General features: G+C 61.2%; 18 protein-coding genes. 9 read left to right on the forward strand and 9 right to left on the reverse strand.

Annotated elements, in window-relative coordinates; all coding sequences use genetic code 11:
• Window positions 1-6: 6 nt before the first annotated feature.
• The gene (locus tag AC6I97_RS20640) at window positions 7-1059 is read right to left on the reverse strand and encodes a LacI family DNA-binding transcriptional regulator (protein WP_224094334.1); all 1053 of its coding nucleotides are present in this window, start codon (window positions 1057-1059) and stop codon (window positions 7-9) included.
• Between the two features lie 330 nt (window positions 1060-1389).
• On the opposite strand from AC6I97_RS20640, the gene AC6I97_RS20645 reads away from it, so the two are divergent.
• From AC6I97_RS20645 to AC6I97_RS20655, 3 genes are all read left to right on the forward strand, one after another.
• Complete coding sequence (locus AC6I97_RS20645) at window positions 1390-2700, forward strand: ABC transporter substrate-binding protein (RefSeq protein ID WP_497946551.1); 1311 nt, start codon at window positions 1390-1392, stop codon at window positions 2698-2700.
• Window positions 2701-2780: 80 nt separating this feature from the next.
• A complete protein-coding gene (locus tag AC6I97_RS20650; RefSeq protein WP_224094329.1) occupies window positions 2781-3722 on the forward strand; it encodes a carbohydrate ABC transporter permease in 942 nt (313 codons plus the stop codon).
• Complete coding sequence (locus AC6I97_RS20655; RefSeq protein WP_224166437.1) at window positions 3706-4650, forward strand: carbohydrate ABC transporter permease; 945 nt, start codon at window positions 3706-3708, stop codon at window positions 4648-4650. Before AC6I97_RS20650 ends, AC6I97_RS20655 begins: the two co-directional genes overlap by 17 nt.
• Window positions 4651-4683: 33 nt before the next feature.
• Here AC6I97_RS20655 and yczE read toward each other — a convergent pair whose 3' ends face one another.
• Window positions 4684-5376: a membrane protein YczE gene (yczE, locus tag AC6I97_RS20660; RefSeq protein WP_224094325.1), complete on the reverse strand. Its 693-nt coding sequence runs from the start codon at window positions 5374-5376 to the stop codon at window positions 4684-4686.
• A 60-nt stretch (window positions 5377-5436) separates the two neighbouring features.
• Between yczE and yczR the strand changes: the two genes are divergently transcribed.
• The gene (gene yczR, locus AC6I97_RS20665; protein ID WP_497946556.1) at window positions 5437-6891 is read left to right on the forward strand and encodes a MocR-like transcription factor YczR; all 1455 of its coding nucleotides are present in this window, start codon (window positions 5437-5439) and stop codon (window positions 6889-6891) included.
• Here the strand turns inward: yczR and AC6I97_RS20670 are convergent.
• Window positions 6888-7391 (reverse strand): DUF4188 domain-containing protein, encoded by a 504-nt coding sequence (locus AC6I97_RS20670; protein ID WP_497946558.1) that lies wholly within the window; start codon window positions 7389-7391, stop codon window positions 6888-6890. The genes yczR and AC6I97_RS20670 overlap by 4 nt on opposite strands.
• A 79-nt stretch (window positions 7392-7470) precedes the next feature.
• Here AC6I97_RS20670 and AC6I97_RS20675 point away from each other — a divergent pair, with 79 nt between their 5' ends.
• Window positions 7471-8046, forward strand: a complete 576-nt coding sequence (locus tag AC6I97_RS20675) for a TetR/AcrR family transcriptional regulator (protein WP_497946561.1) — start codon at window positions 7471-7473, stop codon at window positions 8044-8046.
• Window positions 8047-8124: 78 nt separating this feature from the next.
• Here the strand turns inward: AC6I97_RS20675 and AC6I97_RS20680 are convergent, their stop codons facing one another.
• Complete coding sequence (locus AC6I97_RS20680; protein ID WP_497946563.1) at window positions 8125-8817, reverse strand: SRPBCC family protein; 693 nt, start codon at window positions 8815-8817, stop codon at window positions 8125-8127.
• Window positions 8810-9445, reverse strand: coding sequence for an ArsR/SmtB family transcription factor (locus AC6I97_RS20685; protein WP_497946567.1), 636 nt, complete (start codon window positions 9443-9445; stop codon window positions 8810-8812). The genes AC6I97_RS20680 and AC6I97_RS20685 overlap by 8 nt, the downstream gene beginning before the upstream one ends.
• 95 nt (window positions 9446-9540) lie before the next feature.
• On the opposite strand from AC6I97_RS20685, the gene AC6I97_RS20690 reads away from it, so the two are divergent.
• Window positions 9541-10470 (forward strand): pseudouridine synthase, encoded by a 930-nt coding sequence (locus AC6I97_RS20690; protein WP_497947249.1) that lies wholly within the window; start codon window positions 9541-9543, stop codon window positions 10468-10470.
• Between the two features lie 44 nt (window positions 10471-10514).
• On the opposite strand, the gene AC6I97_RS20695 is transcribed toward AC6I97_RS20690, so the two are convergent.
• Entirely contained in the window at window positions 10515-11111 is a 597-nt protein-coding gene (locus AC6I97_RS20695; protein WP_497946569.1) for a helix-turn-helix domain-containing protein, read from the reverse strand.
• A gap of 77 nt (window positions 11112-11188) precedes the next feature.
• Between AC6I97_RS20695 and AC6I97_RS20700 the strand changes: the two genes are divergently transcribed.
• Window positions 11189-12118 (forward strand): NAD(P)/FAD-dependent oxidoreductase, encoded by a 930-nt coding sequence (locus tag AC6I97_RS20700; protein WP_497946572.1) that lies wholly within the window; start codon window positions 11189-11191, stop codon window positions 12116-12118.
• Window positions 12119-12154: 36 nt separating this feature from the next.
• Window positions 12155-12415 (forward strand): hypothetical protein, encoded by a 261-nt coding sequence (locus tag AC6I97_RS20705; RefSeq protein ID WP_497946574.1) that lies wholly within the window; start codon window positions 12155-12157, stop codon window positions 12413-12415.
• Here the strand turns inward: AC6I97_RS20705 and AC6I97_RS20710 are convergent.
• Entirely contained in the window at window positions 12412-12948 is a 537-nt protein-coding gene (locus tag AC6I97_RS20710) for an O-acetyl-ADP-ribose deacetylase (RefSeq protein ID WP_497946577.1), read from the reverse strand. The two genes, AC6I97_RS20705 and AC6I97_RS20710, sit on opposite strands and share 4 nt — an antisense overlap.
• A 53-nt stretch (window positions 12949-13001) precedes the next feature.
• Between AC6I97_RS20710 and AC6I97_RS20715 the strand changes: the two genes are divergently transcribed.
• Window positions 13002-13634: a DedA family protein gene (locus AC6I97_RS20715; protein WP_224094316.1), complete on the forward strand. Its 633-nt coding sequence runs from the start codon at window positions 13002-13004 to the stop codon at window positions 13632-13634.
• A gap of 7 nt (window positions 13635-13641) precedes the next feature.
• Here the strand turns inward: AC6I97_RS20715 and AC6I97_RS20720 are convergent, their stop codons facing one another.
• Window positions 13642-13947 (reverse strand): hypothetical protein, encoded by a 306-nt coding sequence (locus AC6I97_RS20720; protein ID WP_224094314.1) that lies wholly within the window; start codon window positions 13945-13947, stop codon window positions 13642-13644.
• Between the two features lie 148 nt (window positions 13948-14095).
• Entirely contained in the window at window positions 14096-16894 is a 2799-nt protein-coding gene (ppc, locus tag AC6I97_RS20725; protein WP_309931174.1) for a phosphoenolpyruvate carboxylase, read from the reverse strand.
• Between the last annotated feature and the right edge of the window lie 40 nt (window positions 16895-16934).

A 16934-nucleotide genomic window follows, 5' to 3' on the forward strand; every position in this document is an offset into this window, starting at 1 on the left:
GTGTTGCTACCCACCGCCCACGAGGTTGTCGTCGCCCCTAAATCCTGTTGATTCCCGTTTAACGATTTTGAAGTCTGCTTTGACCGTCTTGGGGGGTGATTTCCCATCCCTTTCCTGGATTCGGTTCACCAAGAGATCCACTGCCGTCTCTGCGATCTCAAGCCTGCCAGGGTCAACGCTGCTGAGCGAGGGCAGGGAGAACCGGCCCTCATCGAGGTTATCGAATCCGATCAGGGCAACATCGTCGGGTACGTGGAGGCCCGCCTGGGCAAGAGCGCGGAGGGCACCGAGCGCAAGGGTGTCGTTGAGGGCGAATATCGCGTCGAATCCGGTGCCGTCGGCAATCAGACGCCGTATGGCGGCCACGCCCGTTTCCCGGACCCAGGTCCCACCTCTCACTACGAGTTGGGGGTCATACTGGATGCCTGCAGATTCCAAAGCTTGACGGTAGCCCCGCTCGCGCAGACTCGCCGAACTCGCGTCATCGGCTATGGCCTCTGGAGCCCCGATGAGCGCGATTCTGGTTCGCCCGATGTCCAATAAGTGTTCCACCGCAGCCCGGGCGGACGACGTATTGTGCATTGTTACGTGGTCGGTCGGCCCTCCGAAAATACGTTCGCCGAGGAGGACGAGTGGATCGCCCGTGGTGAGGACATCCACGTCCTGCTGTCCGATTGCCGCGGGACTAAAAAGCAATCCGTCGGTGAAACGCATCTGTCCGCCGGAGAGGATCGAAATCTCCAGCTCACGATCCCCGTTGGTTTGCTCTATGAGAACACGCAGCCGTCGCTTGGCAGCAGCACGAATGACAGAATCCGCCAACTCGGCGAAGTAGGTCTCACGAAGGGAGGGAACCGCGAGGCCAATAACTCCGGTCTTTCCCGAACGCAGTCCGCGTGCCGAAAGATTGGGCCGGTAGCCCATCTCATCCACAATTTGCCGCACTCTAAGCCTGGTGGCCGGGCCGACCTTTGGGTTGTCGTTGAGGACATTCGATACTGTCTTGATCGAGACTCCGGCTGCCCGGGCCACATCATGAATAGTCGGATTCGCGTTCATTCAATGCCCTTCCTACCCTGCAGCATCTCCTGCGAGGGCAATGCCTAGATCATAGCTTCACGCAATCTTCCGGATTTTCCTTGACGCTCTCGCAAGCATCCACCTACCATGAGGTTCAACGTTGTACCTACAGACGCTCACCTCCTCTGCGCGACCCGCAAGACACATGAGCACTGAGCCCTGAACTGCTCCGAGCCGGTGGAACGCCACACGAACTACACGTGCCAAGGATGCTTTTGCATCTAAGGTACAACGTTGTACCCATCGCGTTTCACCCTGGCCCATGGCGGAGCTCCCGGGCAAAAATCATCGATACGAAGGAGTATGTAAATGCCAAAGAAGATTCTTGCGGCAGCGGCGATAATTGCCTCTGCCGTAGCCTTAAGCGGCTGCTCGGACGGAGGAAACGCTTCGGCCAAGAGCGGAGTTCCTACCGACAAACCCATCACCCTCACCGTCTGGAGCTGGGACGGTACCGTCAAGGAAGCCGTGACAGGGTTCGAAAAGCTCCATCCGAACATCACTGTCAATGTGGTCAATGCCGGTTCATCCACCGATGAGTACACAGCATTGGACAACGCTATGCAGGCCGGATCAGGGGTGCCGGACATTGCAATGTTCGAGTACTTTTCGCTCCCCCTCTTCGCTATCCCCGGCAAGCTCACTGATCTATCGCCGTATGGCGCCCAGGACCTCGCTTCTGATTATGTCGATGCCGCCTGGGGCAACGTGACCATCGACGGCAAGCCCTACGCTCTTCCGTCTGACTATGGCCCGGCTGCGATGTTCTACAACCAATCAGTCCTCGCACAAGCAGGCGTCCCTGCACCTCCCACAACCTGGGACGAGTTCTATCAGGCCGCCAAGAAGGTCCGGGCACTCGGCGGGGACCACTACATCACCAATGATTCTGCCGACATCTTCCTGCTGATGTCCCTGATGTGGGAGGGTGGCGGCCACCCATTCAAAGTGAACGGGACGGAGGTGACCATTGACTTCAACGACGCGGGCAGCAGCCGCGCCGTGGCCTTCTGGCAGAAGCTCCTCGATGAAGACCTCGTCAACACAAAGGTAACCAACTGGTCCGATGACTGGAACCGGGGACTGAACGAGGGCACCCTTGCAACGCAGCTCATCGGCGGCTGGTTCACCTCCACCCTCCCTGAGCGCGCACCCGACGCAGCTGGAAACTTCCGGGTCGCCCCACTCCCCCAGTGGGAGGCCGGCGAAAAATCCGGCGGGGAAAACGGCGGAAGCGCCATGGCCATTCCTGCGGCCGCGCAAAACAAGGAAGCGGCCTACGCATTCCTTGAGTACTTCACCCACGGTGACGGACTCCAGCCGCGCATCGACGCAGGAGCGTTCGTTCCCAACCTCTCAAACCTCAACAGTGAGGCTTTCCTGAGCAAAACAAACCCCTTCTTCGGAGACCAGAAATACAACCAGGTCCTCGCAGACGCATCCAAGAACGTGGCCACCGGCTGGCAGTATCCGCCGTTCTTCGGATGGGCGCGCTCAAGCTACGAGGACGTTGCCGCCCCCTTGTACGACAGCCGTCAAGGCACTCTTGCGGAGGTCCTGGAGACCTGGAAGAAGCGCAGCATCGAGTACGGCAACGAACAAGGATTCTCTGTCCGTTAGCGGCGTGCGGTGCCGCGTGAGCCTTCACGCGGCACCCACCGGCCGTTACTGCAGATGAAACATGAAAGAAGGACTCCTCCATGAGCAGGCAAACGCTCACGAACCGCATAAAGGTTTCAGACAACGTACCCGTTCGCCAATCCCTCAGACAGCCTAAACGCCGCAAAGTGGGCCTGCTCTTCATTGCGCCCTTCAGTGTGCTGTTCCTCTTCGTCTTCATCGTCCCGATCTGTTATTCCGCCTACATCAGCCTGTTCCAGAACAAGCTGATCGGAGGAAGAGTCTTCATTTGGTTCGACAATTACGTAAAGCTTTTTCAGGACAGCCAGTTCTATGACGGCGTAATTCGAGTCGTTCTTTTTACCGCCATCCAAGTCCCCATCATGCTGTTCAGTGCCATCGCCCTGGCGCTTGCCATCGATTCCCTGCGGCTTCACGGTTCCCGGTTCTTCCGCATCGTGGTGTTCCTGCCCTACGCCATCCCCGCCATCGTCTCAACTCTTATGTGGGGATTTATGCTCGGCATCCGGTATGGACTTATAGGAAGCCTCAACAAGGCTGCAGGCACATCCTTCAATCCATTCGCTCCCGAAACAACGATGGTTTCAATTGGTGTCATGGTGACGTGGGGATTCACCGGCTACAACATGCTGATCTTCTATGCTGCTCTCCGGGCAGTCCCCCGCGAGCTCTACGAGGCCGCGGCAATCGATGGAGCAAACGAGTTCCAGATCATCCGGCACATCAAGCTGCCGGCGCTGCGGAGTTCACTTATCGTGACGATCATTTTCTCGATTATTGGCACCTTCCAGCTGTTCAACGAACCAAATATTCTCGCAACGCTCGTGTCCAACAGCGGCATAACCTCCTACTACACACCGAACATGTACGCGTACAGCCTCGCTTTCACCGGCTCACAGCAGGGATACGCCGCGGCACTTGCCCTGGTCATGGCAATCTTCACCATTGCCATCGCGTACGTGGTTCAAATCAAGGGAATGAAAAATGTCCTCAACAAGTAGCCCCATTGCACCAGTGACAGACCGGGCAACACCTACGCCCCAAGCTCCCCTGCGGCGCCAGAAGACTTTGTACACGCTGGCCAACCCGAGGAAGAGCACGTCCCTGACCCTTGTGACCGGGCTGTTCGCGCTTTACTGTCTCATTCCCATGGCTTGGCTCGTGATAAATGCCACCAAGTCGCAGGGAGATTTCGTTTCCTCATTCGGGCTGGGCTTCGGCGAACGGTTCGCGTTGTGGGACAACATCGTCCAGGTGTTCACCTTCCAGGACGGCATCTTTTCGCGTTGGCTGCTGAATACCATTCTTTACGTTGTAGCCGGCGCACTGGTGTCGACGTTCCTTGCCGCCTTGGGAGGCTATGCGCTCGCGAAGCACGACTTCGTGGGCAGACGCGTATTCCTTCTCATCGTGCTCGGTTCCATTTCTGTTCCCGGCATAGCACTTGCCATTCCGCAATTCCTGCTCTTTGCCCAGCTCGGAATAACCAACACGCCGTGGGCCGTCCTGATCCCTTCCTTCATCAACCCCTTTGGCCTGTACCTTATGTGGGTTTTTTCCGATCAGGCCGTGCCCAACGGATTGATCGAGGCAGCGCGGATCGACGGCGCCGGGGAACTGCGCATCTTCCTGCAGATCGCCTTTCCCCTGCTTGCGCCCGCAACAGTCACCGTGCTGCTTTTCTCGTTCGTCTCGATCTGGAACAACTACTTCCTGCCGCTCATCATGCTTAAGGACCCAGCGTGGTATCCGCTAACGATCGGAATCAACCAGTGGAACAAGCTGGGCTCCACGGCAGGGAATGGCGAGCTCATCCAGAATTTGGTCATTACCGGCTCACTACTGATGATCGTTCCACTGATCGCGGCCTTCCTCAGCCTCCAGCGTTACTGGCAATCGGGTCTTTCGCTCGGAGCCATCAAGGACTGACGGATTCCAGACGACCAAGCTGCTGGCCGTTCGTCAGGCAGCTGGCGCGGCCGGCGCGGCCTCCACGGCTTCCGCGTGGGTGGTCGCGTTGGCCGTTTCCGGGATGTTTGCCGTTTCCGGGACCTTGGCCGGTTCCAAGGTCTTAGCTGGCTCCGGCACCATGAACTTCGGCAGGAGAATCTGCACGATCGGGCCGATTGCCAGCGCGTAAACCACCGTACCCACACCAACGGAGCCACCCAGGAGGAAGCCAACGGCGAGGACTACTACCTCAATTCCCGTCCGGACCAGGCGTACCGACCACCCTGTTCGGCGAACCAGTCCCGTCATCAGGCCATCGCGGGCTCCCGGGCCGAGGCGGGCTCCGATGTAGCAAGCCGAGGCGATTCCGTTGAGGATCACGGCGCCGGCCAGCATGGCAATTTGCCCGCCCAGATGTGAGAACTCCGGGATGAGCCACAGACCCAGATCAGCGAAGACACCCACCAGCACTGCGTTCGCCAGCGTTCCGATCCCCGGCATTTGCCGCAGTGGAATCCAGAGGAGGAGGACGAGGAAGCTGACCGCGATCACCACAACACCAATGCTGAAGCCAGTCTTTTCCGAAAGGCCCTGGTGGAAGACGTCCCAGGGATCCAGGCCAAGCCCGGCGCGGATAAACATGGCCAGGGAGATGCCGTACATCGCGAGGCCGATCAGGAGTTGTGTGATTCTTCGTGTCATCATGTAACCATGGTCGCGGAAAACTGGCCTTGCATTCCATAGCCAGTTTGGAATACTGGTCCCATGCCCGGCTCACTGAATCCCACCGCACTCGTCCGCCTCCTGGGCTCTTGGAACAATGGCGCCCTGCCCGCCTACCGCGAGTTGGCCGACGTCGTGCGCTTGCTGGTCATGGATGGGCGCATCCCGCTTGACGTCGCGCTCCCCAGCGAGCGGGCGCTGGCGCAGACCCTGGGCCTAAGCCGCACCACTGTCACCGCGGCCTATGCGAGCCTGCGCGAGCAAGGTTTCCTCACCACCGGCCAAGGCAGCCGTGGCAGGACGAGCATCCCTCACCGCGCCGCACCTGCGAGCATTCCGGGCCTTGCCGCGCCCGAGGGACTCCTGGACCTGGCCTACGCGTCACTTCCGGCCGCCGGCGAAGTTGTCCACCGGGCATTCGCTGACGCCCTCACCGAACTGCCTGCGTTGCTCCCCGGCTTCGGGTACGACGCCCTTGGAGTTCAGGCGTTGCGTCAGGCGATCGCTGGGAAATACTCCTCGGAAGGTGTGCCCACCACCCCGGATCAGATCCTGGTGACGTCCGGCGCACAGCACGCCCTCAACATCGTTCTCCATACGCTGGTGGGAAAGCAGGACAGAGTTCTGGTGGAACACCCCACGTATCCCAATGCCTTGGACGCCATCCGGGCAGCCGGCTGCAAAGTGCTGCCCGTGGCGTTACCGCCCCACGCCTCACCTGCTTGGGACGTTGATGCGATGGTCTCCACAATGAACCATCAGCGCCCCGCAATGGCCTACCTTGTGCCCGATTTCCACAACCCGACCGGGCGCATCATGTCGGACCTGCAGCGCCGCCGCTTGACCCGGGCGGCTGCTGCCGCCGGAACAGTTCTGGTGGTGGACGAGACGTTGCGGGGGTTGAACCTCGACGGCGTCCGGACCTCGCCGATGTCCGCCTTCAGTCCCAGCGTGGTTTCGATCGGTTCGCTCAGCAAATCCCATTGGGCGGGACTCAGAACGGGCTGGATCCGGGCGGAGGAGGAGATGATCACCCGGTTCGTGGCGACGCGGACCACCATGGACCTGGGCGGACCAGTGGTTGAGCAGTTGGCCGCCACACGATTGGTCAGGTCCTTCGCGGAACCGCTCGACGCCCGCCTGGACCAGTTGCGGCACAATCGGGAATCGCTGCTGGCCTTGCTTGCAGAACACCTGCCGGAATGGGAAGTGGAACGGCCCCGCGGCGGGCTCACGGTTTGGTGCCGCCTGCCCAGCGCCTGCAGCACCGCCCTCACTGTGCTGGCGCCGGATTTCGGGCTACGGTTGGCGGCCGGACCGCGCTTCGGAGTCGGCGGAGCTTTCGAGCATTACCTGCGCGTCCCCTACACCCTGCCGCCCGCGCAACTCGAATTCGCCGTCAGTGGACTGCATGCCGCCCAGCAGAAGCTCGACGCCTCGCCCCAACTCCGCCGGACCCTGAAGACCGAGCGGCCGGCCGCCGTCGCAATCGCCTAGGCGCCCGCCGTTGAGGTCCGGGCGGCTGAGCCCATGCGCTGCTTCGCCGTATTGCTGCCCGGGCCGACGGGAACATGGGAAGTTGCCTTGGCCAGGCCAAAAAGCGGCATCCCGTTGTACACCACTTCAATGCCCGACGCCGGTACCTGGTACGTCTCGTGCCAGACCCCGATGTCGCCACTGCCGGCAATTTCCTTCATGAACTTCCGCCATGGCCCCAGGTGTGGCGAATCGCGGTCCACGGCAAAGCGCCTCAGATGCTCAGGACTTTCCCAATAACTGAGCAGGATGGTGGTGCGCCCAAACCACTGCTCGCTGCCGAGCAACCCTGCCTCGGGATTGGCGGCAAGATGTCGCATCATCGTAGGCATGGCTGATGCCACCCGTCCCACTTTGCCCATCTTCCACCACCGGTTGGCGCGCATCCCGATCAGGAAGACAGTCACTGTTTCGCGCCCGACGTCCGCCGTGAAGCGTCCGGGAAAGATCTCCTGTGCCATGTCACTCCTTTGGTGGGGAATTCGGGATTCCTGGTTTCATAACGTTGTTATGAAACAATGTTATGAAACACTTGGACGTATGGCAAGACCCATAGTTCACGATCAGCACGTCCAGCAACGGCTCCTTGAAGTGACCGCCGAACTTGTGGACCGTGAAGGCCCCGCACGTGTCACTCTCCGCGATGTTGCCACAGCCGCAGACACGTCCACCTCTGCGATCTACTCGCTCTTCGGCGGGAAAGCGCAACTCCTGACGGCCGCCGTCGACGACGGTTTTCGCTCCTTTGGGGAGTCCCAGCAGGCTGCGGCAAAAGACGGACTCCGCGGCCTGGGCAGCGCATACCGCGAGTGGGCCTTGCAGCATCCAGCCCTTTACCGGCTGATGTTCGGCGGCGCACTGGCGGCCTATGTGGATTGCAGCCCGACGCCGGAAGTCGCCTCAGCCTCCATGCTTCCCCTGGTGGAGGCGGTCACCAAGGCGCAGGAAGCGGGAGGGCTCCGACAAGACGACCCCGCTACCGTGGCCATGGCGATTTGGGGGCAAGTTCACGGCTTGGTCAGCCTGGAACTGGCGCAAGTGGACAACCAGGGCACGGATTGGGCGGGAATCTACGAGGCAGCATTGGACGGTGTCGCCCGCGCGTGGGCCCCGTAAACGCAAATTGACTTGCAGTAGTTGTTGTTCCCAGCGCTGGGAACAACAACTACTGCCAGTCAGTTGGGCGGGAAACCCCTACGCGTAAACCTTCTCCAGGAACGCACCCCACGCCTTCGCCGTCAGTTCGGAGTCCCCCGAGCCACCGAATTCATGCACGGTCATTCCTACCGGTGCACCAAAAGCGTTCCTACCGAAGAATCGGAAGAGCGTATCTCCGGTGCGCAGGCCCACGAAGTTCTCGTTGGAGAAGTCCACCTCCCCACTCAGCCGGCCTACGCCGTCGACGTCCACCTCAAATGGCGTACCGGCTTCCACGCCATCCACGCCCAAGGCCTTTTTCAGCTGCACAAATCCGTCGGGAGTCTGCGACGAAGCAGGCGCCTGGATATCCGTGAAGACCACTGGCTGCCCATCGAAGTACTGCAGATACTGGCCCAGTGTGTGGAGGTAAAACTCCGTGTGCTTGCTGGCGCCGTCGTACTGTTCGTCCCAGTTGTCGTCAAAGATGCCGCTGTGGACATAGTGGAGCTTTGCCCGGCCGCCCTCCACAGGCTCCAGGACATGCTCCAACTGGTTGAACCAACCGTTGGGACCTTCCATCCGCGACACAAGATGGTTGGGGAATTCCTCTACGGTCTTCACATCGGGCCACTGGTCCGTGGGAAACATCCAGGCCGCCGTGTCCTTGGTGACCGCCTGCCACACACGCTCAGGAGTGCCCGGCAGTTCGGTGTCCGCCACGATCTCGAATTTCCGGTTGTCAGTCATTGCCTTGTTCCTTTTCTGCTGATTTTTCCGTTGACGGGGTCTTGAGGGTGGGATGAAGTACGACGACGAGCCGGTGCTTTCGTGCGCCGCCCGCCACTGCGGTAGCACCGCCGTCGTGGTACTTATCGACGAGGCGCGTGACCGCTACGCCGAGTTCCTCAGCGAAAGCGGCGCGGTCCGCAGCTGATCGGAAAGTAATTTCGCCGTCGATCGCGAAGCTCGCGAGCTTCTTCTTGGCCGCGGCCGCACCCGAAATGAGCTTGCCCATTTCCTGGACAGTGCGGGAGGCGAGCGCCAGGAGCCAGAAGGCGGAGAACCTGTCGGCGAAACGCTGCGGATCCGGGGCTACCGAAGCCAACGCGACGGGCGAGATCAGGTACGAGGCCGCCGTCGCCTGGAGGACGCGCTCGGTGACGTTGCCTTTCCGGCGCTCTTCCACAAGCTCCACCAAGCCATGCCGCTCGAGGGCTTTGAGGTGATAGTTGACCTTTTGCCGGGGTAGCCCTACCTTGGCGGCCAGTTGAGTGGCCGACCCAGGCTCGGCGAGCTCCTGCAGAATGCGCGTGCGGATCGGATCCAACGACGCCTCTGCCGCGGCTGCGTCCTCAATCACTTCGATGTCCAACATGCTTCCAGTATGCCTACCGACAAATTTTATTGTCAAGAACTTTTTTATCGTCGGTCTGCGACTGCGATGTCGGGCCACAGTAGAATTGTCCGGTGATGCAGTCCCCCCTTCCCGTGCGCGACGGCGTAAACGCGACCCGCCTGCGCCTCCCGGATGACGGGCCGTGGGACACCGCGATGGACTACATGATGCATCGCTGGGGACACATTGATCCGCAGGGCATCGAGGACCGGTTCGATGCCGGCGAAATCGTGGGCGAGGGCGGCGTACCCCTGGACCGCGGGACAAAACTCGAAGACCACACCTTCATTTGGTACTACCGCACGCTCCCGCCCGAAACGCGGCTGCCCGTGGAAATCAACATCCTCCACCAGGACGAGCACATCCTCGTGGTGGACAAGCCACACTTCCTCCCCACCACTCCAGGCGGGACGTACATCCAGGAATCCGCGCTGGTCCGGCTCCGGAACCTCCTGAATCTCCCGGATCTCATCCCCATGCACCGCCTCGACCGGATGACCGCCGGCATCCTGCTGCTCTCTACCAACCCGGAGACGCGCGGAAAATACCAAGTCCTCTTCGAGAAGCGACTAGTCCAAAAGGAATACGAGTGCGTGTCCGCCGCGACGCCCGCCGCAGGCTATCCCGCCGTCGAGTTCCCCACAGTGGTCCGCAACCGCATGACCAAGTCCCGCAGCTATCTGCTCGCCGAAGTTATCGATGGCCTGCCGAACGCGGAAACGCGCATCGAACAGACAAGAACGTTCGACGCCGGTACTCACCAGCGCGCGCTGTACCGACTGGAGCCGCACACCGGTAAGACGCACCAGCTCCGCGTGCATATGGCCTCGCTGGGTCTGGGCATTGTCAACGACGCCTTCTACCCGGACCTGCTGGACAAAGCCCCGGACGATTACAGCAAGCCACTTCAGTTGTTGGCCCGCGGCATCACCTTCGTGGATCCGATCACCAACAAGCCCGTGGAATACCGTAGCCGGCTGGAGCTCAGCGAAGCACTCGACTGAGTCCCCCGCCTCCGGGCACCATCCCAATCTGATCTGCGCCTGGGCTAGCGCCCTTGCTCCCGGCTGGACTTGGCACGGACATGCATCCGTTCCCCCTGCTGCCCGAAGAGGCTCAGCACTTCCGCAGACTGGTCGCCCGTACTGCCGAACCAGTGCGGCACCCGGGTGTCGAACTCAGCCACCTCACCGGGCCCAAGTGTTAAGTCATGGTCACCCAGAACGAGCCGCATACGGCCGGAGAGAACATAGAGCCACTCGTATCCCTCATGGGTCTTGAGTTCAGGCTCGATCTTCGAGTTGGGGATGACGATCTTCCAGGCCTGGACTCCCCCGGGGTGCCTCGTCAGCGGAACTACTGTCCGCCCGTTTGCCTGCCGTGGTTTGAGGCGTATCCGGGGGTCTCCAACGTCCGGAGCGCCGACCAGATCATCCAGGGGCACATGGTAGGCGTGCGCCAGCGGAAGGAGCAGTTCCAAACTGGGGCGGCGCTGCCCCGTCTCCAGCCGGGACAATGTGCTTTTCGAAATGCCGGTCATAGCAGCGAGGCTGGTCAGGGTCACATTGCGCTGGTTACGCAATCGTTTGAGCCTGGAGCCGACCTGATCAAGCGCCGATGCGATCACTGTTGCACTGTCATCCATGGCCCCATCCAACGTCAGATTCCCGAAAACAGCAACGTTTGTTGTCGAAGTAGGGAAGTCCAAGGAGCCTTGAAGACATGAGCGACTATGACGTAATCATTATCGGCGGCGGATCTGCCGGCCTGTCCGCGGCACTGGTGTTGTCACGGGCACGCCGGAACGTTCTCGTGGTGGACTCCGGGGAGCCGCGCAACGCTCCCGCTGCCCACATGCAAGGGTTCCTGTCCCGTGACGGCATGCCCCCTGGAGAGTTTCTGGCAGCAGGACGGAACGAGGTCAAGGGATATGGGGGCGAGATCCTGAACGCCATTGTCAGCGAGATCGTGCAATGCGGAGAGTCCGCGTTCTCGGTTCTGCTGGCACACGGCCAACGGGTTACCGCCCGACGCTTGCTGATCGCAACTGGCCTCACTGATGAGCTGCCGGACATACCAGGACTTCGGGAGCGATGGGCCCGCGACGTATTGCACTGCCCGTACTGCCACGGCTACGAGGTACGTGACCAAGCGTTGGGCGTCCTGGGTGGCTCTCAGGACACAATCCGCTACGCACAGATCATCCGCCAATGGAGTGAAGACGTAGTGCTGTTCACGCCCGCTGACACTCTTTCGGTCGATCAGCGCTCCCAACTGGTCGCCAGATCCATCGGCATCGTCGAAGGCAAAGTGGAGCGCGTCTTGGTCGAGAACGGCCAGCTATCCGGAATCCAAATGGATGACGGCCGCGTTGTCCCCCGCAAGGCACTGTTCGTGCCGCCCAGCTTTGCCCCAAACAACGAGCTTCCCGTTCGCCTCGGCTGCGAAATCGACGAAAACGGCTGGCCTGTCACGGACGTTCACGGACAAACAACCATTCCCGGCGTATGGGTCGCCGGCAATGTTGCAAACCCCCGAGCCCAGGTCATCACCGCCGCCGGTGAAGGCTCCGCCTCGGGCATAGCCATCAATGCCGACCTCGTAGATGAGGACATCCGAAACGCCGTCCGAACCTTCAACCTGGGTCTTTGACCCGGCAAACCTCCTCAACAGAATTATGGAGCACCAATGACAAAGCCTGCAGCCCCCACCACACCCGTAAAGGTCCCGCCGCCAAACAAGCACCAACTTGCGCTAATGATCTGGCTCGCTGTATTCCCGACCCTCGTAGCGATCAATGCGGTGCTCGGCGAATGGCTCGCGACCCTGGCTCCTGTGTTGCGCACCTTCATCCTGGCCACCATCGCTGTCCCGATCGTCATCTACGGCCTCATGCCCCAACTGCACCGCATGCGCGCCCACCTGATTACTCGACGCTCGCCCAACTAACTGAACACGGACCGGAAGACCGCCGTCGTATCCTCCGAAAACAGGACGAACTCCACCAACTCAAGGCCGCTGGCCGTCCCGGCATCATCTGCAGACCCAGATGAAAACGAACTCACGGCTTCGAACGCTACTTCCGCGACCTCCCGGGCATCCCAACCAAAGATTCCAGCGCTGATCGCGGGAAAAGCGATAGACCGTGCACCCAACTCCACGGCCGCATTCAGGCTTTCCCGGAAGCAAGAGGCGAGCAGAGCAGGATCGGTTTGGCCGGCACGCCGGTTGGGACCCACGGTATGAATCACCCAGCGCGCCGGGAGCCTGAATCCGGGAGTCACGACGGCGGCGCCAACAGCCAGGCCGTCCGGCACTTTGGTGCGACGGACCTCGCGGCAGGCCTCCAGCAGTTCCGGCCCGGCGGCCCGATGTATCGCACCGTCCACTCCCCCTCCACCGAGCAGTGAAGAGTTGGCGGCGTTGACGATCGCATCTACATCGCGCGTGGTGATGTCCCCGTGCATGATTTCGATCTGCATTGCGCCAGTCTCCCGCCGAGCGGCCATGGCGGCAAGTGCGGTACCTTGTGCCAATGGACTTCATCGCCCCCGAGACGTGGGGATCCGCAATTTACTTGTGGATCGTTCCCATCGTGCTGGGCGATGCCATCTTCCCACCGATCCCGTCCGAAATGGTGGTCATCACCGGCGGTGCGCTGGCGGCCGACGGCCACGCCAATTTCTGGCTCATCCTCCTACTCGCAGCCTTCGCGTCCTGGCTCGGAGACATGGCAGTCTACGTGCTGTTCAAGCGGCGGGTGAGCCATGTACTTGATCGCTGGGGATGGGGCCGGAAAGTCCACCGTGGAATCCACGAGGCTATCGCCAAGGCAGGCCGATCCTCCACCTACGGCGCCATTATCGGCGCCCGGTTCGTCCCTGGCGGCAGGCTCGCAACCTCGTCCGCAGCTGGAATCGCCAACGTCTCGGCCCGCGGCTTCAGCCTCTGCGCCGGGTTGGGCGCAGTGCTGTGGGCGGTCTGGCAGGTGGGCCTGGGCTACTTCACAGGCTCTGCAACCAAACTGCCGTTCTGGGCCAGCTCACTAATTGGAGTGGGCGTCGGGTTGGTCATAGGTGTGGTGGTCGGGTTGATCGTGACGCGGCGGCGCGGGAGCCGTTCCCCTGTGGATGAACCGTTCGACGGCGACCTGCCGCAGCCGGAGTGACGCCAGCCTAAATCGGCGCCCAGCGTCCGCGGCTACGACGCAGCACGTAAAGGCTCCCGGTCAGCGCCACGCGTTCGACGGCGTCGCGCATCATGGCAGCCGAGGTTAGGGCTTCGTCGTTCTCACCCGTGTAATCGCGGGCGTCAACCATGAAGCGGAGGCTGAGCTGCGGGACTCCTCCCACGATATCGAGCTGGTTCGATTCGACATGATGGCGGGTTTCCAAAGCTTCGATGGCCGCTGCCATGACTGATTCGGGAGGGTTGCCAGGCTTGAGGCCAGTGATCTTCAACTTGGTCTGGAACGACGGCATCCAACAACCCTAACGCTCCGGCACAGGTGCTTTAAGCCGGAACGCTCCCCCGCCCCGTCGACATATCGAAGGGTGAGAGAGCGTTCCGGAAAAACCGACCGGATGTGAGAGAACGATCCGGAAAAACCGGCAGGATGTGAGAGAACGTCTAGCCGGTGTTACGCAGGCCGGCTGCCACTCCGTTGACGGTGATCAGCATGGCGCGCTGGAGCCGTTCATCGATTTCCGCGCCGGACACCGATTCCTCGCGGACGCGTCGCAGCAGCTCCACTTGGAGGTAACTGATGGGATCCAGATACTGGTCACGGATTTCCAGGGACCGCTTCAGCGTGGGCTGGGCGTCCAGAAGTTCAATCTCTCCAGTGAGGCGTTCGATTTCGGCCACGGTGAGCTCGTACTCGTCCCGGATCATGTGGAACAGGCGGTGAAATTCCTCCGGGACCAACGAGGAAACGTAGTGTCCCGCGATTTCCATGTCGGTCTTGGCCAAGGTCATTTCGACGTTGGAAATCACCGAACGGAAGAAGTGCCAGCGGTCCATCATTTCCATCAGCTGATCAGCGTCGCCGGCTTCCCGTGCTGCCTTCAGGCCGGAGCCCACGCCAAACCAGCCGGGAACGATCTGACGGGACTGCGTCCAACCGAACACCCACGGGATCGCACGGAGGCCACCCAGGCCTGCTCCGGAATCGGGCCGCTTGGAAGGGCGTGATCCGATGTTCAGGGAACCCAGCTGCTCCACAGGTGTGGACGCCAGGAAATATGCCGGAAGATCGGCGTCGTCGATCAATGCCCGGTAGCGTGCAAAGGCAGCATCGGAAATTGTTTCCATGACGTTCGCGTAGCGCACGCGCTCGTCTTCGGAGGTACGCGGAGTCCGGTGCAGGGCAGAACCCTGCATGACTGCTGCCAGGGATAGCTCAAGGTTCTCGCGGGCAAGCTCGGGGAGTGAGTACTTGTCCGAGATGACCTCGCCCTGCTCCGTGAACTTAATTTCGCCCTCGAGGACACCATTGGGCTGGGCCATGATGGCGTCGTACGTCGGACCACCACCACGGCCTACGGAACCACCGCGGCCATGGAACAAACGGACCCTGACGCCGTGCTTGGCAGCCACATCGCGCAGCTTCCGCTGGGTCTTGTGGATCTCCCACTGGCTGGTCATGACACCGGATTCCTTGTTGGAATCGGAGTATCCGAGCATGATTTCCTGGACGTCGCCGCGGAGCCGGACCAGTTCACGGTAGGACGGATCGGAGAGCAACTGATCCACAATCTCAGCGGACGCGCGGAGCTCCTCGACGGTTTCCAGCAGCGGAGCAAAGCCGATCTTGGCGTGCGGCTTTGCCCCGAAGAGGTCAATCAAACCAGCCTCGCGTGCCAGCACAGCTGCCGCCAGGACGTCATCGGCGCCTCGGGTCATGGAAATAATGTATGTTTCCACGACGTCCGGACCGTACGTGTGCAGGGCCTGGCGGATGCTCCGGAAGACGTCGTAGGTGCCGTCCGCAGTGCCTTCGAGTTTGATCGGGTGGCCGGAGAGCGGACGGCGTGAGGCCAGCTCGGCACCGAGGAATTCGAAACGTTCCTCGCGGGTCAGAGAGGCGTACGGCTTCTCGGTACCAAGGCGGTCCACGAGCTGTCCGACTGCATCGTGGTGGTAATCGGCATGTTCGCGGATGTCCAAGGTTGCCAGGTGAAGGCCGAAGGCTGCGATCGCACGGCGAACACGTGCCAAGGCGCCATCGGCAACAAGGCCCGCAGCGTGGTTCCGGAGCGACGCCTCAAGCAGGCCGAACTCGGCCAGCAGCTCACTCGTGGTGGCGTAGTCCCGGCCGGGCTCATGATAGGTCGAGGCGGAAACGCGGCGCCCCGTATTGATGAGCTTGGCCTTGATACACGTGAGCTTGAGTCGATAAGGCTCTTGGGCATTGAGCTCCAGGATGCGCTTATCCAGACCGGGGAGGTTCTTGAGGTCCACCTCGATCGAATCCAGCAACTCCTGGTCGGCCCCGAACAGGGCGGTGGAGTTGGACAGCACCGAGATCAGCTCGTCGATCAGCGCAATACTGATCCGGACCGCATTCTGGTTCTGCAACTGCAGGATTTCGCGCGTAACAGCCGCGGTAACGTTGGGGTTTCCATCGCGGTCGCCACCGATCCATGAACCGAAACGCAGCGGCGCGCTTGCGGCGGGCAGGACCACCCCGTGCTCGGCAAGGAGTTCGGAAAGGTCGGTCAGCATCTCCGGCATGGCATCGGTGAGGATGCTGTTCAGGTAGTAGATCGCGTTTCGGGCTTCATCCACAGGCGTTGGCCGGACCTGGCGAAGCTCATCGGTCTGCCACATTTGGTCGATGATTTCCGAGAGCTGGCGATCCTGGCGGCGTCGGGCAGTGGTTCCCTCTTCCGTGGGCTGGGCCAGGACGTCAGAGAGTTTGCGGACCTTGTCCAGCACTGAGCGTCGCGAAGCCTCCGTGGGGTGTGCTGTGAAAATGGGCCGCACGTCAAGCTCATTAACAACGTCCTGAAGGACCTGCGGCCCAGCTTGGCCGGCAATTTCCGTAACGGCCTTCGCAAGCCAGCCGTCCTTCTCCTGTCGGGTCCTTAGCCCGCGGACGCGGTGGACCTGCTCGGCTGCATTGCTGAGGTGGAAATAGAACGCGAAGGCACGAACCAGATCCGTCGCCTGGTCCAGAGGCAGGGAGGCAAGCAACTCGCGGACCTGGGCTACGACGTCGTGCGCGCTCCATGGACCGGTCGCGTCCGCCCCGCCCCGCGCGGCCTCTTTGGATTCCTTGGTCAGCAAGCGGACCTGCTCCACGAGCTGCAGCAATTCCGGGCCGTGTTGTCGCACCAGGGACTCACCCAACAGGGTGGAAACCCGGCGTACATCAGCCCGCAGTTCTGCAGCGAGATCGGTGTCTTGATGGGCAGTGTGAACCATAAATACTTACCTTCGGGATCTGGTTTGGCTCGTACACTGC

The sequence above is a fragment of the Arthrobacter sp. TmtSoilC48 genome (assembly GCF_059739425.1).